A 22,516-nucleotide genomic window follows, 5' to 3' on the forward strand; every position below is an offset into this window, starting at 1 on the left:
TTACTCCTTCTCTTCGCTAGAGGTTTTATCGCTAAAAGATTTGTCGCTAAAGGGTAAGGATTTGACCACTTTGGCAGGGTTGCCCGCCGCGACCACAAACGCCGGTAGTGACTTGGTGACGACGCTGCCAGCGGCCACGACGGTGCCTTGGCCGATCGTCACACCAGGGCAGACAGTGACATTGGTGCCAAGCCAGACATCGCGTTCTAAGATGATATCGCCGACGTCTTTGTCTAAATCCCCTTCGCCTAACGCGCGAAGTTTCGGATCTAACGAGTGGCCCGAATAGCCAAACAGAAAAGCACGTCCCGCAATGCGAACGTGATCGCCGATGATCACTCTGCTGCCCACGGCGATGGTGGTTTGCCAGCCGATGTCGGTGTTACTGCCCACCACCAGTGTGGGGCGTTGAGATTGAGGGCGGGCAGAGAAGGTGGTGTGGCCGCTGATGCGCGCGTCATCGGCGATATGTATCTCTAACACGCCTGACACGTAAGGAACGCCTCCGTACAAATACAAGCGTTTACCGCATTGGTTCACCCGACCTTTAAAAATTGGCGTGTGCCAAAGAACGCGCAGCAGTGTTTGTACTGTGAGTGAGACAGTGCGATGAGCGTGGTACATCAAACGGCAAAGCGCGGTGGGAAAGGGAAGGTCACAAGTACGAATCGCTTTAAGCGTTTGGAAAGCACGCTGTTTCGAGGGGCTATCGCCATCGCGCAGCCACAGTTTGAAGGTGTTTAAATGGGTCGCCAACATCATTGCCTCTGAAGGTGTTATGAGTGTGTATCCCTGAACACTTCACAGAGTGTGCCAAAATATAAAATCCTTAATTTCAGTGGTTTAGGTTTGATCTTCGGCGGTATTCTCAATTTGAGAATAGTTTTGACTCAATTTGGCGGTGGCAATGCATATTGAGGCGAGGATATACAGCGGCCAAGTGAAGCCTTGGGTAAGGAAGGTACCCGAGACAATGGTGCCCACCAGACCGGCATAGGTGGCGAAGGTCGTTGCACGTAAATAGGTGGAGCAGTCGCACTCTGGCTTATCTAAAATGGCGAGTGCGCTGCGACTGGTGAGAATCAATTTGACGATAATGCCGCAAAAGACAATCAAACCGAGAAACCCGGTTTCAGCCAGCACGCCAAACCAAGTGCTGTGCACCGCGTGATTGACTCCATCCCAATGCGAGCTGTAGAAAAAGTAATTGGGGAAAAAGTTGTTTAAACCCACGCCCGTCAGCGGGTTGTCCAGCGCCATTTTAAACGCTGCTTCCCACGCGTAGAGCCGGCCCATGGCGGAGGCGTCGATGCCTTCCTCTGCCGCTCCGCCTGATTGACGATCTGACACACCCGCCAACGCAAACAGCACCAGCATGGCGACTACGCCCAGCGTGATCAGTAAAGTTTTGGAGCGAATCATTTTTAGACCGAAGATGCCAAATACCGCCAATGAACCAAGCAGGCCGCCGCGGCTCTGTGTGGCGATCACCGCCCACATGGTAAGCAGCATGGCCCCAAAGGCGAGATAGCGCAACGGACCAATCTCTTTGGCGGTGGCTAAACTGACGGCAAACGCCAACGGGAACATCAGCACCAGAGAGAGATCGTTCGGATCGCCAAGCACTGACCCCAAATGGCGACCTATGGTGACCCGCGTCCCCTCTACCAATCCAACCCCTGACAGTGAATTGGAAATCGCCACGATAGCAATCAGGGTTCCTGCAATAACAATCCAAATTGAAAAGTGTTTTACCGCCTCTTCATTGTCGAGCAACCACGCGACGGCGAACGTCATAATAATGATCTTCCAATAGATGTTTTTGATGTATTCAATTGCAATCCCCGGGTTCGATGAGGTCACCGCGCCAAAAATAACCAACGCCCAGAACACGCTCAGCCAAGTGAAGGCTGGGTGCCAATACATCTCCAATTTACGGGTAATGATGGCATGCCAAAGCAGAGCCGATAGCGCGCCAAGTGAAAGCAATAACGGGATTTTCAGTGAGTAGAGGGCTGGGAGCGCTTCATGGATGCGAAAAAACGAAAACAGAACAAAAAACATCACCAACCAGAAGGAAAATCGCAGCACAAACAGCAGCGCAAACGGCAAAAAGCACAGCACCACGATCACGGCTGGGTGAGGGAGAAACTGCCACAATGCAAACAGCGTCAGGCAGAGCACCGTCATGGCGCTGAGTGTCATCCATTTACTTGCAACCACCATCGTTTGGCTCCCATGCTATCAGTGAGGTGAAATGGGTTAGAGACATTGGCATATTGTCAGCGCGGCCTGCCGCATGGTTAATGCGCTGGGCTTCGTTTAAGCATAGTGCTTAGCTTGGAAATCAGCACTTTTTGCGCCACTAAGTCCTCTAAAGAGAACAGTTTAGCGAAGAGAGACAAAGCGATGAGACCGATTACGCTCAACGCGCTGATCGCCATATACAGCCCTTGATCTTCGAGCAAGAGCGGCGTCAATACCGTCACCACGCTCAGTGTGATGACTTGTATTAGCCAAGCGAGATGAAACGGTAGCGGGTGATGACGCTGACTTAGCGTAAGCACAAGCAAAAAGCGTACAGCTTGACCAAAGCCGAGGCAGATAAGAATCGCGCCTGCGCCCATCTCGTAAAACCACGCGCAGAGCAATAAGGCGGCTGTCGTCGCGATCACGTTCGAAAGCAGCAACCATCGAGATTGCTTTGCCGCCAGTAGCCCAATGTTGGTGAGCTCGGTAAGCTCTTTTAATACCATGATGATGATTGCCAAAGGCAACAGTAATGCCGCGTGCTGGTAGCTAGCGGGCATCGCCACATTGATAAAGAGCTGGGCAAACACGCCAACGCTCACCGCGATTAGGGTGAGGCACAGCACGCCAAGCTGAGTCATGCGCACCACGTAGCCTTGTTGACCTTTTTCCAGATGCGCAAAGCGTTTGGGCATCCACATCATATGAAACGGTTGAATCAAAATGCCCACCGCCAGCGCAAATTTAGCGGCAACCGCATACAGGCCAAGCTGATCGAGATTATTGCCCGCCGCGATAAACCAGCGCTCAGCACCACTCATACCAAACGCCACCACCGCAGACAGCATGATGGGCGTTGAATAGTGCAGGTAGCGCAGCAGTGTCGCTCTGTTTGGCAGTGACAATCGAAAGCGCAGCGATAGATGCAGAAAAAGGAATTGGCCCAATGTGCAGGTTACATTCCAGGCCACAATAGCGGTGATACTGCTGGTATATTGAAGCAACGTAAATAGGCCGCCAAGCTGAAGGGCCACAGTCGCAAGGGTCAGTTTGACGAACAGACTCGCTTGATCGTTTAAACGCAGCCAAGCTAAACAGATGGCCAGCGGCGCTTCGTAGCTCACAGCTAAGGCGATGAGAGCAATGTGCTGTGTAGATAAATCGCTGGGTGACAAGGCAAATAGCGTTACACCCGCAAAGGCGCTGAGAAGCAGAGAAATCAGAATAGTCACGCTGTAGAGTTTGCTGGCGAGACGTTTGCGAGTGGTGTGCGCCTCTTCAACAGCAATAAATCGGTAGAGGTTTTCATGCATGGCTAACCCGACGACCAGGCTTAGAAACATGGTCACCGAACCAATCAGTTCTAACTGACCAAGCGCACTAGGGCTGAGGTATCGGGCGACAAACGGCAGGGCGATCAGCGCTGAACCTTTCATTGCGATAAGGCTGAGGGCATAAAGTCCCATCTGTGCTATCGGATTCTGCTTGGCCATAGTGACATCCTCTGTGTTGTCGTATTGATTATCTAATGGTTTACGTTTGATATTAGGGGTTACGCAGCGCTGAGCGTGTTCGCGAAGGCTTGATAGCACTGTGTGGCGGTATAGCGTTTAGCGATGCGCTGCGCGCCTTGACAACATGTAGAAAAGAGTGCCTTTTTCGTCACGGCTTGCTCGATGGCGTGGGTCAGCGCCTCGGTATCGCCCGCCGGATATTTGATGCAGTGCTCGCCGTCAGTCAGCACTTGATCCCAGTAAGATCCATCTTGAGGGAGGATGACGCACATCCCTGCGGCGAGCGCTTCAAGAATCGAGAGACCGAAAGGCTCATTGACACTGGTCGAGACAAAGATGTTGCTCTTACGGCGCAGGGTGTCGAGGTTGTCTGGATCATGGTGCCATTCGGTGTATTTCAATAATACCGGTGCGCGCGAAACTGGCAGTGTGGTCGATGTCGGAATCAAATAGCAGATGTGGGTGGCAAAGCGGGTGCGCTGATGTGCGGTTTTGAGCGCTTGCACAAACAGATCCAAACCCTTCCATTTAAGCAGTGATGCCGCCCAAAAACAGACGGGGGTCTTGTGCTGACAAGCACTTGGCCAGTGAGACTCTTGCAAGCCATTAACAAATTCGACATAGCGCTCGCCGTTAAGGTAACACTCACTCAGTGCGTTGACCTCTTGCTGACCGACCGCGCTTTGCAAGTAGCAGCTTAACGCTTGGTTAAGGCTGGCTTTGGTCGAGGGCAAATAGTGCACCGAATCCGCTCGAGTTAAGCAGTACCCAATCGAGCGTGATAGACCGACATTGCCGTGGATAAACTGAATCACCTCGAAACGAAAACAGGGCTTGAGCAAATAAAGTGGCATATCCAGCCCAGGGCCAGACGCGCCAACCACCTGCTTGAGCTGACGAGTGGTCAAGCAAACCATCGCCAAGGCGAGCATAAACCAAAGCTGACACAACCAGTAACGCGCGCCGTTGTGCTGCTTGAGCAGTGAACCGGGGATCCAGAGACGCACCACTTGCACATCGTGGGTACGATAAACATCCGAATTGCGCCAAAACGTTGGGTCCACGGTGGCGACTACAAAACGCTTTGCATTGACTTTACAGGTGCCAAGGGCGACGGCGGTGGCAATTTTGGAACCGCCCTTAAAGGGAATCGGATCAAACACGAGGGCTGATGAGCGGGGTGATTTAGCCATGTTGACCTCCAAAGCTGAGTCGGTTGCTGATGGCGGTTTTGATGGGCAGTAGAGTGCGAAGCACACCCACATTCTTCGGCTGCTTTTGCTTGATCAGCTTGCGATATACGCGCTCAATATTGGCGCACGCTACCGAGGTGTCATAATGCTCAGTGATGTGCCGATAGGCGTTTGCCACTAAGCTGTCACGCAGTGCTTCACTGTTGATCACATTGCGCATCGCATTCGCCATCGGCCCGTAGCCTTGATTCACGTAGAGGACGCCGGTTTTACCATGCTGAACAAACTCAGGAATGCCGCCTTCATAAGGCGCTACGACGGGGATCTGTGCAATGGCGGCTTCGGCGACCACAAGTCCAAACGCCTCACTTCGAGCGCCGCTGATAAAGGCGTCACACCCTTTCAACCAGCCCACGACATGGCTCTGCTCGCCCACAAAATGTACATGATCTTGTAGGTGCAGATAGTCACACTGCTGCTCTAAGTGATCGCGTTGTGGGCCATCACCAATCACAACCAGCTTCGTATTTGGATACTCAAGCACCACATGGCGAAGGGAGGTAATGATGCGATCAATGCCCTTACGGTGAATGAGTGAACCGACAGTGGCAAAAAGAAAATCGTCAGCCGCGAGGCGAAGCTCTTCGCGCACATTCACTGCTGGTTGGGTTTCAAGTGCGGTGACATCAATGCCGTTGTGGATAACAGAGAGCCTGCGTTTATCAAAGCCATCACGTAAGAGCGCGCGCGCCACGTATCGGCTGACGGTAATCACATGCGGCGAAAGGTGAATGCCCAGCGTCATGCGATCGCGGGCCGTGTAAGGGCAGTGAAGCTGCGTGACCAATGGCGTACCCGTCGCGCGGGAAGCTGGAATCATCCACTGGCAGGGCGCGCCACTGTTGACGTGAATTAGGTCAACATTCAACTTGTGCAGCATGACGGTGGCCTTTTTGACCAACCCTGACCACGCTGAGACATCCAAGCGCGGCTTACTCCAACCGAGCAGCAGCGGGAATTCATCCAACTGACAGCGCAGACTCATCATCTCGACCTGTTTGGCCAGCGATGGGTTATTGGTCCACACCATTGGGTAATAGCCGAGGCGCGCGACGTATTTGATTTGGTCGAGCAAACACTTTTCGCTGCCACGAATCCAATCACTGCCGTAATGAACAAAAAGAATACGCTTGGCCATGGGGCTTCTCCTTAGCGGTTAATGAGCATAACAACCAAATAGCAAGGAGGGTGCCAACTGTGATTTGTGTGTAAATAATTGAATTTACTGGTTATTTATCTGAGTGGGATGAGGTTCAGTTTAAATTCTCAAATTGACAATCACTTTGGTAGTGAGGTCCATAGTAGAGTTTGAGTAGCGTCGGCAATGCCGCGCGCAGGGAGTAGTGGCGACGAACTGTCTCTACGGCGCTGTGACGCAGAGCCTGCTCTTGCGCGTTATCAAGTGCCAGCACTTGGCACAGCGTATCGGGTAATTGGGCAGGATCACTAACGAGAAAGCCATTTTTACCGTGTTTAATCAGTCGGCTCAAATTACCGACATCCATTGCGATGACGATGATTCCCCGTGCCATCGCTTCCAGCGCTGTCATGGGCAATCCTTCAAAGCGCGAAGGAATGACCAATACGCCGATGTCGGGCCAGATTCTATTCATCTCAGCTTGATGACCATGAAAGGTAAGGTTAGCGAGTCGCGGCTGCTGACTTTTGGCCTCTTCTGGCCCAGTACCGTAAACATCAAACTGGTGATTAGGTAGAGCTTTGGCAAGGCCGACGAAGCGATCTGGCGCTTTTTCAAAGCTGAGCCGTCCGACATAGGCGATTTGATGACCGACTGAAGCCGCAACACCTTGAGTGTCGATAAAGTTGTTTTGCAACTTAGAACGAAACGGGATGCGAGCGCGAATTGCATCGCTGACACAGAGTGTGTGGTGAGACATAAACGCGCTGTAGCGGTCTAGGGCATCGTAGAGCCACACTTTACCACTGGGTACTTCGCCAGCATGGTAGGTGGAGAGTTGACGCACGCCGGTGATTAACCTCGCCACTTTCCCCATTAAACTTGCTTTGTAGCCGTGGCAATGCAGGCACTGCGGTGCGTTCTGTTTTACTCTTTCAATCAAGGCAAACAGGGGCGACTGACCGCTGTCTGAGAGACAGTCGACGTCGACACCTATATCACGAAGTTTTTGTTCGAGTGGGCTGGCTGAACCATAGCGTCTGACCAAGAACACGCGAACCGGTACGTGATTGCGGATAAGTCCGGTCGCCAGCTGCAAGACATGGGTTTCGATGCCGCCGTAGGTGAGTGAATCGATCACCAAGCAGACGGGTTTAGGTGAGTTCTTGCTGCTCATCATTTTCCCATGCCTGTTTTTTGCGATAGACGGTCGAAGGGCTCAACTCCAACAAAACAGCGGCATTGAGCACGTTACCATCACAATACTCAATCGCTTGCTGAATGGCTTCTCGCTCGATTTGCCACATGGGCCGGATGGAGATTGGTTTATCTTCAACATGAGTGATAGGCTCGTCAGCGCTTTGTGCGGCGACGCCGAGTTCTGGCTGAGGTGAGGGCGGCACAGTTTGCGTGGCGGCAGGGCTAGAGACATGCACGGGCGTGGCAACACGTGTGGCGGTTTTACCGCGGGTAATTTGCTCTGGCAAATGATCGTATTGCAATTGGGTATCGTCATTGAGCACGACAATGTTACGCATGATGTTTTGCAATTGACGCACATTGCCCGGCCAGGCGTAGCGCTTGAGCGCCGTTTCGGCTTCTCGGCGAATAGAGGTGAATTTTTTGCCGTCTTCTTTGGCATAGAGGGTGAGAAAATGTTTGGCGAGCGTGACAATGTCGTTGCCTCGTTCGCGCAGCGGCGGCATTTCAATCGGCACGACATGGACACGGTAGTAAAGGTCTTCTCGAAAGCGGCCTTCTTCAACCTCTTTGAGAGGATCACGGTTAGTCGCGCAGATGATTCGCACATCCACCTTCATCTCTTTGCTACCGCCGAGGGGCGTAAAGGTGCCCGTTTGCAGAAAACGCAGCAGTTTCTTTTGCATTTCCAGCTCCATTTCACACAGCTCATCCAAAAATAGGGTGCCGCCGTGGGCCATTGACGCGGCGCCTTTGCGATCCGCCGTCGCGCCAGTAAAGGCGCCTTTGACATGGCCAAAAATCTCGCTTTCCATCAGATCTTTGGGTATCGCGCCGCAGTTAATGGCAACAAAGGCGTTGTCGCGTCGTTTGCTCTCATTGTGAATGGCTTCAGCGCACACTTCTTTACCCGTACCACTCTCACCGACGATGAACACGCTCGCGCTGGTGGGGGCGACCGAATCAATGATTTTATAGACGCCTTGCATCGGCAAGCTAGAGCCAATAAAACCATGAAATTGAGGTCGGTCGAACTTGGCTTCAATGTCTTCAACAAGGTGTTCAAGCTTGGCTTGCTTGATGTGCAGATTGATGGAAGTGATCAGTCGGTCTGCATTGATCGGTTTCTCTAAAAAGTCTTTCGCGCCTTTTTGCACTAGGCTCACCGCAAGATTGACGGAGCCATGCGCGGTGGCCACCACCACCGATGTTGGGATCTGCTTTTCATTGATCCAATCTAAAATGTCTTCACCATCCATATCGGGCAATTTGAGATCGAGAATCACCAGATTGGGCGCGTGGCGCTCAATAAACGCCATTGCGTCCCGCCCTGTCTCAACATGAAACATATCAAAGTCTTCATGTTTGACGTATTCCTTATACAAAATCGCGAGGGACGTTGAATCCTCGATAAGAAGTACTTTAGATCGCATGATTGATTCCTTGGTTAAGTCCTTGGTATTGGCTGCGAGTATTGAGCGCTTGGTGTGAAGCGAGCACTCAAAAGCCCTGTTGTTGTCGTTCTTGTAGGGCTTGGATCGATTCCTGTGTCAGCTGGTTGAGCTCAGGACACAGCGCGAACGCAGGTGCGGCTTTATCATCCAGACAGAGGTGCTCGATTTTTCGTGCAAGGTTGGAGAGACGCCGACAGCCGAGCGCTAACGAGGCGCTGCCCAGAGTATGACTTTCAAATTCCAGTACAGATTTGTCGTTGTCGCTGGCCGCTTGCATGATGCGCTGAATGCGTGATTGGGTCTCTTCAACAAAGTGGTCGATCAGCATCGGCACCACTTCTGCACTGGTATCTTGGATCATCTGCTTAATGATACTCTCATCGATTAAACTCACATCGCTTCCTTCTAACCGGCTGATATACATTAAGAATAGTCGAAAATATTCCGTCAGCGGTTTAATTTAACGAAAGAGTTACGTCGATCGCGCTTTCAGCAAGCAGAGAATGAATCAATGCTGATTGAGCAGCTCGTTGCTAAAGAGTTTATTTTGCAGATAGCGGCGAAATTTTGGGGTAAGGAAAGGAATGCGATTGAGCTCTCGCACCATTTCTTGCGCGAGTGTCGGCTGATTTTTTAAATTAAACACGCTGCCAAGCAGCGAAATGGATTCGTTGCTTAGCAGTTGTGTCGCTTTCTCAAGTTGTCCGGTGGTGGTACTGCCACCGAGCACCACAATCGCGGTTTGATCGCAGGCGGTGGCGGCCACTTGCGCGGGAATATTCCCTCGGTTAATCAGTAAGATTGGCGAGGTATCACACACCACGCGGTCGTAACAACTCAACCATTGCGTCATGAGCGTTTTCATGCAGCGCGGGTCTCGATACTCGAGCAGCGCCTCGGTGGTGGTGGGGGCTGGCACACCAGTAAACAGCTTGTGGCTCACTTCGTGTTCAAGCAACATGCCGGGCATATCTTGATTGTCTATCGCTGATAGGCTCGGGATAAGCGAGGGGTGGAAGGTGTTTAAATCCACCACCAAGGTTTTGAGGCCGGAGAGCAGATAGCGCTCCGCCAAAGCCGTCGCAACAGACGTGACGCCGTCACCTGAATTGCACGAGGTAATACAGATCGAGCGACAGCCTTGCATTTCAGCGGCGAGATAGAGTTGCTCAATTTCAGCATGAGTCGCAGGAATCGTCATTACAGCGCTCCTATCAATACTATGGTTGTTGTGAGTCGCAGAATATCTTCTAAACCCACACGTGCTTTCTCAAGAAAGCTCTCATTGCGATCGGGCACATAGATGGTGTCACCCGCGCGCAATACAGGCAGTTGGTAGATATTGGCGGTTTTACTGAAATCAACCAGGTCAAAGGTTCTTGCTTGCCCCTGACAGCAGGACATATTGACGATGGAAATCTTCTCTAGATAGGCTCTGTCTGACGGGCCGCCGGCTTCAGCCAGTAGGTCAAGAATGGTCATGTTGTCGTCAAACACATAGCGACCCGGGCTATTGACCGCCCCAAGCACGCGCACGGTGGACTCTTTGGGCGTATCCAACCACACTTTATCTTTCTCGGGGATATAAATAGTGTCACCCATCGTCACATTAGGCAGCAGGCTTTCGTCTCCCGTCTCAAAGTAAAGCGAAAGGTTAAGTTTGCTCACTTTAGCGTAGCGTTTGTCTCTGTGGGTGACACGAATGTTGTGAATATCGGCGTCTTTTGTTGGGCCGTCAGCCGCGGAGAGAATATCAAGAAAATGCATCTCTTTAGTAAAGCGGTAGCGACCGGGGGCGTTGACTTGGCCAAATACATAGATAGAGGCATCGGAGCTCTGGCGCACCCATTGCGACTTGTTGTCACTGGGATCTTGCGGAAGATCGTGTACACGCACAATCGAACCGGCGCTAATGCGAGGCAGAGCCTGACTTGGCGCCCCTTCAAGAATGAAGGTATCAAGGTTAAATTTATGCAGCGTTCCATCGGCGGTCACCACTTCAATCTTTGAGGTGTCGGCGCGCAATGTCGGGCCACCGACATGGGCAAGCAAGTCCATCAAATCCATTTCATCTGACCATTCGATGCGCCCCGGTCTCACTACTTCACCAATCACGCTCACCGCACGGTTAGGCGCTATTTTAAGCCACGACTTTTCATTCATGTCGGTTTTTTCCGGTACGAAAATGGCGTCGCCAGACTCAATGGCAGGCATGGCTTGCGGATTTAAACCTTCTGTAAACGCCGTTAGGTCAAATTTGACAACATCGCCAGTGGCTTTGATGAGACGGATCTGGCGAGACTCGGCAAAGCGGGTTGGTCCGCCTGCATTGGCCAAAATATCCATAAAAGAGGCGCCGTTTTTACTTTCGTACGCGCCGGGACTTGCCACTTCGCCCATGATGTAAACCACGTTGGCCCCCGCACGAATCTCTTCTTCTTGCTTGGGTACGAAAATGGTCGTGCCTGGATTGATCGTAGGGAGCAGCGAGGTGTCGCCGCTGTCGAGATAGGCTTTGAGATTAAATTTTTGCGGCGAGTTTTCACTGATGACGCGGATCTGCTCAACAGAGGCATAGCGAGTCACGCCGCCAGCACGCATTAGAATATCAACCAGATCCGTTTGCGCTTTGTAGCTAAACGAGCCCGGTGCATTCACTTCGCCAAACACCTTGATGGCGGTGCGCGCGTCGGCGCTGTCACCGGAGTTGGCGAGCTTAGCGGCATCGAACTCTTGTTCTATGTTACCGACCAGCGGCGATGCTGGGACAAAAATGGTGTCAAGGGACGCCAGTTCGGGCAGCAAACTTTCATCGCCCGTATCGAGAAAAGATTTGTAATTAAACGACTGTTTGTCAGCGCCGCGCTTAAGCAACATGTTGTTCAACTGAGCGCCAGAGCGTAGCCCGCCCGCTGCGAAAATGGCCATTTGTACATCGGCACTTTTTGCCAGAGTGTACTCGCCGGGTGAGTTGACATAACCTTGTACTGAGACAAGGATTTGTTGCTCAGCGATAAACACCGTGAGGTTGGAAAGATCGCGAAACACCCGCTCAAGCGATTGTCGCACAGCGGATTCGAGCTGCGCTTCGTTGTAGCCTGCCACATACAGTGCGCCCACTTCAGGCAGAGAGATTCGCCCCCGTTTGTCCACTTGGAAGCCTTTGTTGAGCGTCTCTTCTCCAGGTAAGTCGACTTGAATGAGATCGCCAACTTGCACGCGCTCGATCGCCCAAGCTTGAACGCTAAATACGAGACATAGTGCGATAAGCCATTTACTCCATACCATGCTGGTCTCCTTGCGTCAGCTCTTCTGCGTCAAGCACTTCCACACTCACGCGGCGGTTGGTAAGTTTGACACCTGCGCTATCGCCTTCAAAAAGGGGCAGGGTGTCACCAACCGACTGGGTTTGAACTCGGTTGGGCTCTAAGCCAAAAATGGTTAAGTAACGTTTAACTTGTTTCGCGCGGCCCATTGCGAGCGTTTGATTGTATTGGCTGGAACCATCGGCATCGGCATGGCCGGTCACGCGCAGCGTCAAGGTTGGATGCGTGCGCAGAACGTTCGCGGCTTGCGCGAGATGCCCCATGTATTTGGGGTTGATTTCTGTAGAGTTGTGGGCGAATTGGTTGTCGACGTTGAGGAGATCGAACAGTGAATCCACAGTGCTCAAATGCTCCTGAAATTGCTGTTCGTCCTGCGGGGGCACACAATTCGCTTGAGAGGTGACATAATCTAAACGCTGCTCAAGTTCATTGAGACGTTTGCGCTGAATCACCAAATCGTTGGCGGCGTCGACCAAAAGTCCGCCCTCAAGCTCACGTGCGATTCGATTCTGTTTTTCAACCGCTTGAACCACCGCCGCAGGAAAGCACCAGCGAGCGCCTTCTCGAATCAGGGAATCAAGATGCAGTTTGGCAAGTTGCCAGTCGAACCTGAGCCCATGCTCGGGGCCAAGTGGCTCATCTGGCATCACTGGCGAAAAGCTCGATTGCAAATATTGCTCGGCCAAGCCACCTTGACCTTCATCTGGGTAGCTGCTGCACCCAAGGATTAAGGTTGTGGTGGCGATCACCGCCAAAGTACGAAGTTGGGTTGCCATACCGACGCTCCTGTTTTGTTAGAGTCTTATTGCTCGGGTAGTGCGACATTAATGCAGCTTTGAATTCACAGGAATCGCCTGGCTAATGCGCAGCAGATTCATGATTTCCAATGGCTGCCCGCTGACATTTTCAATACGCATTTGGCGGTTACGCTCGACTAAACGCTTGTACAAATACACCAGCGCGCCGATGCCTGAAGAGTCGAGAAACTGCACGTCTTTAAAGTCCACTTCGATCTCCGTTTTGTTTTGATCGTCGATAATGGAGTCAATGTAAGGCTGCGCACTGCGACTGCCTTCTGCGTCCATGTTGCCGTGAATAATCAGTGAAATAGTATTGGCGTTGAGTTCTAGAGTTTGCATTTCCATGGTCATTCCCTCGATAAGTGTGTTGGGTTGTGTTTGGCTTATCGGTAGTAGAGCATGGAGCGTGCCAATTTTATTTCTTATATATTTTAATGAGTTAAGCTGTTCTTCTGTCATTTTCTCATTTTGAGAAATTCGCTTTTGTCATTTTGACAAGCAATTCAACTGCAATTGATAACGTTCTAAGTTTAGGTCAACATGAAGTGGCTCGAACGAATTTTGTTCACAGTTGCATAAGCTTGTAGGCTGAACAATGATGTGCGTAACGCTTTTACATGGATGAATGTTATGGATTTACGTTACACATTAACGGCTTTCGCCATCGTCACGGCACTGACAAGCCAAGCGAGTGAACCCACAGGTGCGGATCCCTGGCTGCAAATGCCACTCGCCAACAGTTATGATGCGAATGTTGATGTTGAGGCGTATTGGAAAAGTGAGAAACTCGATGGGATTCGAGCAATATGGACGGGCAATACCTTGCTGACTCGAAGTGGCAATCCAATCCATGCGCCAGCGTGGTTTACCGAGTCACTACCGGATTATCCAGTGGAGGGCGAGTTGTGGGCAGGGCGAGGGCGCTTTCACATCGTACAACAGACAGTGATGGATACCACACCTCACGACGCAGCGTGGAAACAGGTCGACTTTATGCTGTTTGATTTGCCGACCTCGGCAGGCAATTATCAAAAACGCTATTACAACTTAATTGCCTTAGTCGAGACTATTGACCGGCCACACATCCGTTATGTTGAACACACGCCGATAGGCGATGAAGATGAGCTGCTACGCTACCTAGATAGTATTGATAGTAATAACGGCGAAGGGGTGATGCTAAGAAAAATCACCAGTCGTTACCAAGCAGGTCGCAGCACAGACCTGCTCAAACTGAAAAAATATCAAGACACCGAAGCGCAAGTGCTTGGTCATAAAGTGGGTAAGGGAAAATACAAAGGCATGCTCGGCGCGCTGCTGGTCAAGCTGCCGAACGGCATAGAGTTTTACATTGGTAGCGGGTTTAACGATGAACAGCGCCGCAATCCACCACCACTTGGCAGTACCGTTACCTTTCGCTACAACGGACTCACCCAAAATGGTGTGCCCAAGTTCGCGCGTTTTATTCGCGTCCACCAAGAGTAAGAGGTCCCACTTTCCAGCCAGCTATCAGCGTGGAGAGTCCCCACACCGCGCAAAAAGCTGCTGCCAATACTTAACGTGTTCTAGCGTGGCTTGGCGATATGCCTGGTAGGCCGTGTCAATTGGGTACACCGGTTCAAGAGGGACATCAGTGAGAAAAGTGAGATGCGCTTCTAGCGCGTAGTAGAGTTTATCGTAATAGCTCAGTTCCGGTTGTATTTTCTCTATATAAACAGATTGGAATACGTTACGTAGATAGCGATACCGAGTGGCGTCACGGCCGGCGCCACACACAATCACATCATCGTACTGATGCAACTGCTTGGTGATGGTATCAAGCCACAATGTACTGTTTTGCAGGGAAAACAGGAGATTCCCCAACCACAGTTGCTTGTCCAGCACCTCTTGATGAGGTCGGATTGGATGGGAGTATTGCCACGCAGTGCGTGGCTCTATCAATTCGGAAATGCCTGCCAAGGTTTGCAACGCACTGACAAAACGCTCATCTGGAAATCCGTTACTCGGTGAGAGCCAATCTTGAACTTGAAGTTGTTGCCGCATCGCATCGCTGGTGTAGAGCAAGTTAAACCAATGGCTTCTATGCTGCGCCTCTTTGCTGGGTAAGAGTGTCGAGAGCGTTGCTACGAGCGCAGGAGAAAGAGACTCAGCTTTAATGCAGCGTTGAATACCTCTTAACAACTCTGTTTGATAGTCGAAATTGGCGAACTCGTCTTGCACTTTGCCCAGTGACGAATTTTTTTCAGCGATCAGATGAAAGAGCCCACATTTTCTCAATTCATAACTGTCGAGTAAGCCAAGGGTTGTGGCAGCGATGTCGATTCGAATGTCTGATTGCGCGGGGAGCGACCAATAAACCGCATCTGGCGGATCCAGCGCGGGTTTATCTTGAACATTCGCAACACGGCTTAAATAGTCGTCAAATCGTCCACCGGTAGAATGCGCGCCAAAGTCGCAGCCTGATAAAAGCGCAAGCCATCCTATCACCACCAACCCTATGATAAGTGTTCGGATGTGAGGACCCAGGGATAGGGGCATTGACCGATTGTTCTTTGCTGCGTCATTGACATCATAGCGAGGAGTCATGGATTACTGTCTGGTGGTTTGATTGATAAGTTGTTACGTATGAGGCCAAGTATGGTTCAAAAAGACCAGCATGTAGCTGGTCTTAAGAAGAAAACAGATGATAAGCAAACACGTCCTTATTTCGATGCAAACTCTAACTGCAACTGTTCAGGTTGGCGGTGCATCCACTTGAGGCGAAGACCCAGCATCAAGGCAGCGGAGGACAAACCGACAATGAATCCCATCCAAAAGCCGTGTGCGCCCATGGGCTCGGTAATCCAATCGGTCATCGCGAGAATGTAACCGGTGGGTAGCCCTAACACCCAGTAGGCGATAAAGGTACGGTTAAAAATCGCAGACATGTCTTTATAGCCACGAAGCGCACCCGCAGCGACCACTTGAATGGCGTCAGTCACTTGGTAAATCGCCGCTAGTAGCAGCAGTTGCAGAGCAAGATCGATCACCGCACGGTTGTGAGTGTAGAGCAGCGCGATCTGTTCACGAAAGACGACAGTGAGGACGGCCGTGGCTAGTGACAGTGTCACTGAGACAATGATGCCGACACGAGAAGCGACTGCGGCGCCATCCACACTCTCTTCACCGAGCTTGTGACCCACGCGAATACTGGTTGCAGCGCCAATGCTCATGGGCAACATAAAGACCAGCGAACTGAAGTTGATCGCCACTTGGTGAGCGGCGACGACTAAGGGCCCAAGAGGGGCAACCAACAGCGCGACGACCGCGAACAGTGTGACTTCAAAAAACATCGCGGCAGCGACAGGAAAGCCTAATTTTAACAAGCGGACTTGAGCAGCCAGCTTAGGCGCACACCACTGACCAAACACATTGATATGTGCTAAGCGTTTCGAGGTCACGACGTAGAACAGCAACATGGCAAACATGACCCAATAGACAATTGCGGTGGCAACGCCACACCCAACGCCGCCTAACGCCGGGGCGCCAAATTTACCAAAGACAAAAATCCAGTTGAGAGGGATATTCAGTAAAAGCCCGAGAAAGCCAATCACCATCGCGGGTTTGGTTAACGACATGCCATCGGTAAAACTGCGCAAGGTTTGAAACAGCAAAAAGGCCGGAACGGCAAGCATCACCGCATCCATATAACCGATGGTCTTGGCCGCCATCACGGGCTCTACATCCATCAGGCCTAAAATCGTTTGTGTTTGCAGCAACACGATCACCGTCGGCACGCTGAGTAGCAGTGCCATAATGATGCCTTGATGAATTTCAAACGGGATCTTGTGCTGACGACCAGAGCCATTGAGCTGCGCGACAACCGGCACCAACGCCATAAGCAAACCGATACCAAACAAGATAGTCGGCAGCCAGATACTGGCGGCAATCGACACCGCCGCCATATCGGTGGCACTGACGGCCCCGGCCATCACGGTATCGACGAATCCCATTCCGGTTTGAGCGACGGAGGCGATCAAGACAGGTGTGGCCAACTTGATGAGGGCTTTGGCCTCTGATTGATAACGTTGCACGGAAATCTCCAACTTACGGTCGTTATTATAATAGAAGTGAATAGTACGCTTGTGCGCGATGATAAAGAAGTGTCACACTAAGCGCCATCAAAATACGTATCAATACTGTCTTATCTTGCACACTGAGCAAGGTGAGCCCGACAAAACAGGTGGAAGTGAGTATGTTTACGGGAATTGTACAAGGAACGGCGCAAGTTGTATCCATTGAAAAAAAAGAGAACTTTCAAACTCATGTGATTGCGCTTTCAGAGACGATGCGAGAAGGACTGGCTGTCGGCGCATCGGTCGCGCATAACGGCTGTTGCTTGACGGTCACATACATCGACGGCGCAAACATCAGTTTCGATTTAATGCAGGCGACGCTGCGCTTAACCAATCTTGGGGAGTTGAACGAGGGCGATCAAGTCAATATCGAACGGGCGGCTAAGTTTGGCGATGAAATTGGCGGTCATTCTATGTCGGGTCACATCAGTGCAGTGGCCAAGATCGTTGAGATCATTGATACGCCTAACAATCGTACTATCTGGTTTGAGTTGCCTGAAGAGTGGCTCAAATACGTATTAGCCAAAGGCTATATTGGTCTAGACGGTTGTTCGCTGACCATTGGTGAGGTTAAAGATTCGCTCTTTTCGGTGCACCTGATCCCGGAAACCATGCAGCGTACCTTGTTTGGCCGCCGTCAAGTGGGTGATGCCATCAATGTTGAGTTTGATCCGCAAACCCAAGCGATTGTGGATACCGTCGAGCGTGTATTGGCAAGTCGCACCTAACCTCGTTAGGCGATCGTGGATAACCAGTCCTGAGCGCTCGTTGCGTTCAATCCGTGCTGTGCTTTAGGCTCCAGCGTTAAAAAATCTGTTCATCATCGGCGTCGACTTGGAGCTCAACCGTATCGTGCAACTCGTCGACCATCATATTGAGATGAATGGTGTGACAACAGGCAGGGCAGTCATCATAAAAGTTTTGACTGCCATTGGACGCGTCGAGCGTAATGGCAATATGGTGCCCGCAATGAGGGCAAGAGATACGTTTTTCGGTGTATTCACGCATAACAGACTCCTTGCAACAAAACCGCCTTAGCGATGAATAAAGCATACGCTGACTTGTTGCTGTTTGACGTGAATTAAGTAAAAAATTTGAGCGACCAAGGAAAAATCCCACCAAAGAAGTAGGCCGCGCAGAGTTTGTCTACGCGGCCTTTAGGCGAGATTCAACGTATCTTCTCTACACGTAACGTCGAGGCGTAGAGATTAGTCAAGATCAGTAGCTGAGAATCTTGTTGATGCTTTTTTGTGCTTTCTCGAGATAGTGTCCGCCAAATTGGTTGTAGTGATTTAAGAGGTGGTAGAGGTTGTAGATCTCTTTACGCTCGGAATAACCAAGATCGAGCGGTAAAATACTTTCATAACCTTGGTAAAACTCAGGCTGAAATCCCTCAAACAACTCAGTCATGGCAATATCGCACTCGTGATCACCCCAATAGCATGCCGGATCGTAGCAAATCGGACCAAACACAGAGAGCGATACGTTACCATGCCACAAATCACCATGAAGTAGCGAAGGGCTAGGGTGGTGATTGGCTAAGCGGTCGCGGATGACTTGGGTAAATTCATCAATATCGACCAAATTAATCCCTTTCTCTTTCATCAGTTGCAGTTGCCAACCGATACGCTGCTCTGCAAAAAAGTGGTTCCATTTTTTCGTCCATGGATTGGGTTGTAAGGTTGCGCCAATATAATTATCGACATCAAAGCCATACTCTTTTTGTTCGCCCCACTGATGCAAGCGTGCCAGTTGCTGACCAAACTTGTAGCTGTTTTCGGCATCGTCGAGCGGCTTAGTCGGCAGATAGTTGAGGATAATAAAGGCGTGAGTCTTGCTTTTGCCGACGGCGATCAACTCTGGGACGAACACGGTATTGCTCTCACGCATAATACGGATGTTTTCCGCTTCAATTTCGAACTTAGGCAAAAATTCACGTGTGTTCACTTTGACGAAATAACGTTGCTCGCCATCAGAGATCATATAGCAATCACTGATATCGCCGCCGCTGATGCGTGTTTTTTCGAGGATCTCGAAATTGAACATTAGGGTATCGGAAAGGTGCTTAGAGATCGCTTGCCACATAATCTGCCCTCAACTCGTTGCTATAAATCCAGTTTAGAAGAGTTGACGCACAATTACTGGTTTCTAGTGCAAAAATTTCAATCATTTCGAGACTTTAAACGTACGGTTAACGAAAGTGTGACCGTGCTCTAATCGAACAGTGAATTCCAGCTTGGTGCAAAAAATCAACATAAGCATGGATTCTTAGCCTGAATTGGTTGTGAAAGGGTAAAAAAATGACTTAGTATTATTACTGTATGGAACGACATAAGTAAGAGGGTGGATTGTGGTCGTTGACACAGATGGTTACTTAGCATTAATTGAACATTTAGCACTTAATATTGATATTTTCACAGCAGCTGATGGTGATACCGGAACAGAGAGCGTGGAAGACGTGGTGACCGATATGGTGGCAAGTAACATCATGGCCATTTTTGAGCAAAACCCTGAACTCCACTCCAGTGTCCGTTTCAAGTTACTCAAAGAAGCTGACTCTGTTGTTGAAGATTTAGGTGAAGTGTTGGCGGGTGTGTGGACTAAACCTGCGACCAATGAGCAAATTACCTTCCTTGATGAGTTTATTGCCCTGTTGAAAAACTTGTTCGATAGCGCTGTCGCCAAATACGACTAACGCAGTGATTCAAGTCTGTCGGTACCGACAATAAACAAAACCGCCCAAATCGGGCGGTTTTGTTATTTTGGAATATCCAATTTATGTTGTCTTGATTAGACGCCATGCCTACGCTGGCGGCGTCTCGATGCGCCTAAAGTGCCAGAACTTCGAGGCCCAATATGGATTATCCAAGCGAGAAATGATCACACCTTTTGACGTCGAGGCGTGCATGAATAGCTTGTTGCCCACATAAACCCCAACATGACGCACATTCCACGAGGTTTTGAAAAACGCCAAATCACCGACTTGAGCGTCTTGGTAGTCTATTTGTGCGCCGAGTTTTACCTGAGCTTTGGTGGTACGCGGAAGGCTCAATTCTAGTGCGTCGCGATAGGCTATCTGCACAAACGCCGAGCAATCAATACCAGAGTATGAGCTGCCGCCTAAACGATAGGGCACCCCCTTCCACTGCTCATAAACTTGCATAAATGACTGATTAATGGTTTGTTCGTATGCGCTTAACGGCTGGTTAAGCGGTTCCTGCGCCAAGCGCTGTGGCGAACTGCTGCAGGCGAAAAGCGTTAGCGACATCAATGTTGTCGCTATTGTGCTGCTGGGTATCCTTACGACTTTCTTCACATTCACTCCTGACACGTGGTTGTCATAATCACGTCATACACTACGCGCATCTAAACTTTTGTATGACGTCGGTTCCAAACTATGACTCAAAACAAACCCGCGACTGCGCACGCCAGACATCGTAAATCGTTATCACTGATTCAAACCATCAGTGCGGTGTTTCTCTCTATCACCATACTGGTGATCGTCCAGTCTGTCACCAGTGTGAAAGGCTTAGAGAGAGTGGACGCACAATTTCACCGCTTATCAAACCAAGCGCTGCCATTAGCGATGACAAACGCTAAGTTAACACAAACCATTTTAGACCAGCTCAAGCAACTGAGCTATGGCACACAAGTCGAGAGTCAAACGGAGTTGACGCAGATTCAAGAGCAGGTTGAACAGCGCATTAGCCAATCACACCAATATGCGCAAGACGTATTCACTATTGCCAACGAGTTTGATCAAGCCATTTCCACTGAAGAGCAAACAGCGCTGGCGGACAATATTGATCAGCTGAGTCAATTGACGCGACAAATTCTCGCAACACAAGCAGCCCTTCTTCAGCGTCAAGCGCAGATCAACACTGACGTCAGCGGTTTTCGTTATGGATTGAGTTCAATCGGTCCTGAAATGAACCGAATCAGCTCGTTTTTGGCGATAGACAACCCAGAATCAAGTGATGCGGCGAACCGATTTATTGCCAGTGCCAGCTCAATGGAGAGCACTTTTCTCGTGCTGATGATGCAAGACAACTTGGATCAGGCGATGGATGAATACAAAGAGATGCGCAACCGGATCGCCGGCATCACCTTAGCGTACGATGACTTCGCTGAATGGCACCCGGATGTGGTTGAGTTTGCCAGCTTGATCGCGCCGTATGAGATGGTTTTAGCGGGGTTTGAAGACGGTGGCGTCTTACAACAGATCCTCGACAAACTTGAACTGGCGGATACGCAAAGAGCGAACGTAGCAAAAGCGGCGGTATTAGCGAATCAAACCGTTACCCTTTTGAATCAGCTCTCAGACACATCTGAGGGGTTAATGAACGATAGCCAGGCGGTGGTTAACACGGCGATGAGTCAGATAGTCTCAACCATGCTATTAAGTAGCGCCCTCTTAGTGACATTGGTGGTGGTCTCTTGGTTGGCACTGCGCAGTTGGACCAGTCGCGGCTTGAAGAATATACTCGCTAGCCTCACCACACTCACAGAGCATGACTTTTCTCAATCGATTACTTCAGTCGGGCCGTTTGAATTTAAAGAGATCGCCCGTAAGCTCAATCAAGTCATTGCGTCAACCAATGAGTCTATTTCGACAGTGACACGCAACTGCGAAACCTTGTATCAAACCGCTGAAATCAGTCACAACGCCGCGGAGCAATCCAATCAAAGTTTGACTCAGCAAAACGAAGCGCTGGCGAGCATGGTGACCACGGTGACCCAACTAGAGGCATCAATTCGTGAAATCGCGCAGGTGACCAATGAATCTTACGGCGAGTCTCAAGCCGCCGCGCAGTTTTCAAGTCAAGGCGTCAGCGCTATTGTCGATAATCAAGCCAGATTACAATCGCTAGAACAGACATTAAACCTGAACGAGTCTTCGATGGTCGAGTTAGATAATCGCGTCAAACAGATTCGTGAAATGGTGGATATGATCGCCGGAATTGCAGAAAACACCAATTTGCTGGCACTCAATGCTGCAATAGAAGCGGCAAGGGCAGGTGAGCAAGGGCGAGGCTTTGCGGTAGTCGCAGATGAAGTGAGGAAACTGGCCAGCGATACTTCTAAGCAAACCACGCAAATTAGTCAGCGTATGGGTGAGTTGGTCTCTGCGGCGGAGAAGTCGCGCCAAGCCGTCGCTGATACTAGAGCGGAAATGACCCACGCACTGGCGTCGAGCGAAACGGTGAAACACACCTTTGCCGACATCGAACAAGCGGTTAACCAAATCAAATTGCGCGTTGAGCAGATCACGGTCGCCACTGAAGAGCAAGAGCGCGCCACCGCTGATGTGAGCCAATCCATTACTCAGGTCTCCGATCAGGGTCAACAGACCAAATTGCAGCTGGAATCGATGGTTGAAAGCTCAGAGCAAGTGGCCGACATTGCGGGCCAACAGCAGACGATGTTACATAAGTACCGCTTGTCCTGAGAAAAATAATCGAAAGAAAT

Annotated in this window: 21 protein-coding genes; 4 read left to right on the plus strand and 17 right to left on the minus strand. The window is 50.5% G+C overall.

Annotated elements, in window-relative coordinates:
- The 12 genes from AC6R0R_RS17810 to AC6R0R_RS17865 all read right to left on the minus strand — a co-directional run bounded on the left by AC6R0R_RS17810 (window position 1) and on the right by AC6R0R_RS17865 (window position 13,280).
- Window positions 1-759, minus strand: a complete 759-nt coding sequence (locus AC6R0R_RS17810) for an acyltransferase (protein ID WP_500627743.1) — start codon at window positions 757-759, stop codon at window positions 1-3.
- A gap of 84 nt (window positions 760-843) precedes the next feature.
- Window positions 844-2,226 (minus strand): O-antigen ligase family protein, encoded by a 1,383-nt coding sequence (locus AC6R0R_RS17815; protein WP_500627694.1) that lies wholly within the window; start codon window positions 2,224-2,226, stop codon window positions 844-846.
- Between the two features lie 77 nt (window positions 2,227-2,303).
- Window positions 2,304-3,743, minus strand: a complete 1,440-nt coding sequence (locus AC6R0R_RS17820) for a lipopolysaccharide biosynthesis protein (protein ID WP_500627695.1) — start codon at window positions 3,741-3,743, stop codon at window positions 2,304-2,306.
- Window positions 3,744-3,802: 59 nt separating this feature from the next.
- A complete protein-coding gene (locus AC6R0R_RS17825) occupies window positions 3,803-4,957 on the minus strand; it encodes a glycosyltransferase family 4 protein (RefSeq protein WP_500627696.1) in 1,155 nt (384 codons plus the stop codon).
- On the minus strand, window positions 4,950-6,155 hold the full coding sequence (locus AC6R0R_RS17830) for a glycosyltransferase family 4 protein (protein WP_500627697.1): 1,206 nt from the start codon (window positions 6,153-6,155) through the stop codon (window positions 4,950-4,952). Before AC6R0R_RS17830 ends, AC6R0R_RS17825 begins: the two co-directional genes overlap by 8 nt.
- A 115-nt stretch (window positions 6,156-6,270) precedes the next feature.
- A complete protein-coding gene (locus AC6R0R_RS17835; protein ID WP_500627698.1) occupies window positions 6,271-7,335 on the minus strand; it encodes a glycosyltransferase family 4 protein in 1,065 nt (354 codons plus the stop codon).
- Window positions 7,310-8,788, minus strand: a complete 1,479-nt coding sequence (locus AC6R0R_RS17840; RefSeq protein ID WP_500627699.1) for a sigma-54-dependent transcriptional regulator — start codon at window positions 8,786-8,788, stop codon at window positions 7,310-7,312. The genes AC6R0R_RS17835 and AC6R0R_RS17840 overlap by 26 nt, the downstream gene beginning before the upstream one ends.
- A gap of 67 nt (window positions 8,789-8,855) precedes the next feature.
- Window positions 8,856-9,203 (minus strand): Hpt domain-containing protein, encoded by a 348-nt coding sequence (locus tag AC6R0R_RS17845; RefSeq protein ID WP_334555310.1) that lies wholly within the window; start codon window positions 9,201-9,203, stop codon window positions 8,856-8,858.
- A 114-nt stretch (window positions 9,204-9,317) separates the two neighbouring features.
- Window positions 9,318-10,010, minus strand: coding sequence for a P-loop NTPase family protein (locus AC6R0R_RS17850; protein WP_500627700.1), 693 nt, complete (start codon window positions 10,008-10,010; stop codon window positions 9,318-9,320).
- On the minus strand, window positions 10,010-12,097 hold the full coding sequence (locus tag AC6R0R_RS17855) for an SLBB domain-containing protein (RefSeq protein WP_500627701.1): 2,088 nt from the start codon (window positions 12,095-12,097) through the stop codon (window positions 10,010-10,012). Before AC6R0R_RS17855 ends, AC6R0R_RS17850 begins: the two co-directional genes overlap by 1 nt.
- Window positions 12,084-12,911 carry an OmpA family protein gene (locus AC6R0R_RS17860; RefSeq protein WP_500627702.1) on the minus strand — a complete coding sequence of 276 codons (828 nt, stop codon included), beginning with the start codon at window positions 12,909-12,911 and terminating at the stop codon, window positions 12,084-12,086. Before AC6R0R_RS17860 ends, AC6R0R_RS17855 begins: the two co-directional genes overlap by 14 nt.
- A gap of 48 nt (window positions 12,912-12,959) precedes the next feature.
- The gene (locus tag AC6R0R_RS17865; protein WP_334555314.1) at window positions 12,960-13,280 is read right to left on the minus strand and encodes an STAS domain-containing protein; all 321 of its coding nucleotides are present in this window, start codon (window positions 13,278-13,280) and stop codon (window positions 12,960-12,962) included.
- A 285-nt stretch (window positions 13,281-13,565) separates the two neighbouring features.
- Between AC6R0R_RS17865 and AC6R0R_RS17870 the strand changes: the two genes are divergently transcribed.
- Window positions 13,566-14,417, plus strand: coding sequence for a DNA ligase (locus AC6R0R_RS17870; protein ID WP_500627703.1), 852 nt, complete (start codon window positions 13,566-13,568; stop codon window positions 14,415-14,417).
- A gap of 24 nt (window positions 14,418-14,441) precedes the next feature.
- Here the strand turns inward: AC6R0R_RS17870 and AC6R0R_RS17875 are convergent, their stop codons facing one another.
- Both AC6R0R_RS17875 and AC6R0R_RS17880 read right to left on the minus strand, forming a co-directional pair.
- A complete protein-coding gene (locus AC6R0R_RS17875) occupies window positions 14,442-15,419 on the minus strand; it encodes a DUF3080 domain-containing protein (RefSeq protein WP_500627704.1) in 978 nt (325 codons plus the stop codon).
- 215 nt (window positions 15,420-15,634) lie between these two features.
- Window positions 15,635-17,047: an MATE family efflux transporter gene (locus AC6R0R_RS17880; protein ID WP_500627744.1), complete on the minus strand. Its 1,413-nt coding sequence runs from the start codon at window positions 17,045-17,047 to the stop codon at window positions 15,635-15,637.
- Between the two features lie 119 nt (window positions 17,048-17,166).
- Here AC6R0R_RS17880 and AC6R0R_RS17885 point away from each other — a divergent pair, with 119 nt between their 5' ends.
- On the plus strand, window positions 17,167-17,775 hold the full coding sequence (locus AC6R0R_RS17885) for a riboflavin synthase subunit alpha (RefSeq protein ID WP_500627705.1): 609 nt from the start codon (window positions 17,167-17,169) through the stop codon (window positions 17,773-17,775).
- Between the two features lie 76 nt (window positions 17,776-17,851).
- Here the strand turns inward: AC6R0R_RS17885 and AC6R0R_RS17890 are convergent, their stop codons facing one another.
- Window positions 17,852-18,055 carry a CPXCG motif-containing cysteine-rich protein gene (locus AC6R0R_RS17890; protein WP_334555318.1) on the minus strand — a complete coding sequence of 68 codons (204 nt, stop codon included), beginning with the start codon at window positions 18,053-18,055 and terminating at the stop codon, window positions 17,852-17,854.
- A gap of 210 nt (window positions 18,056-18,265) precedes the next feature.
- A complete protein-coding gene (locus AC6R0R_RS17895; RefSeq protein ID WP_500627706.1) occupies window positions 18,266-19,132 on the minus strand; it encodes a fructosamine kinase family protein in 867 nt (288 codons plus the stop codon).
- Window positions 19,133-19,397: 265 nt separating this feature from the next.
- On the opposite strand from AC6R0R_RS17895, the gene AC6R0R_RS17900 reads away from it, so the two are divergent.
- On the plus strand, window positions 19,398-19,742 hold the full coding sequence (locus AC6R0R_RS17900; protein WP_334555320.1) for a DUF3802 family protein: 345 nt from the start codon (window positions 19,398-19,400) through the stop codon (window positions 19,740-19,742).
- Between the two features lie 108 nt (window positions 19,743-19,850).
- Here AC6R0R_RS17900 and AC6R0R_RS17905 read toward each other — a convergent pair whose 3' ends face one another.
- Window positions 19,851-20,315, minus strand: coding sequence for a C40 family peptidase (locus AC6R0R_RS17905; protein WP_500627707.1), 465 nt, complete (start codon window positions 20,313-20,315; stop codon window positions 19,851-19,853).
- Between the two features lie 129 nt (window positions 20,316-20,444).
- Here AC6R0R_RS17905 and AC6R0R_RS17910 point away from each other — a divergent pair, with 129 nt between their 5' ends.
- On the plus strand, window positions 20,445-22,496 hold the full coding sequence (locus AC6R0R_RS17910) for a methyl-accepting chemotaxis protein (RefSeq protein WP_500627708.1): 2,052 nt from the start codon (window positions 20,445-20,447) through the stop codon (window positions 22,494-22,496).
- The last annotated feature ends 20 nt before the right edge of the window (window positions 22,497-22,516 follow it).

Source organism: Vibrio sp. R12-SW3-ISO1 (genome assembly GCF_059834005.1).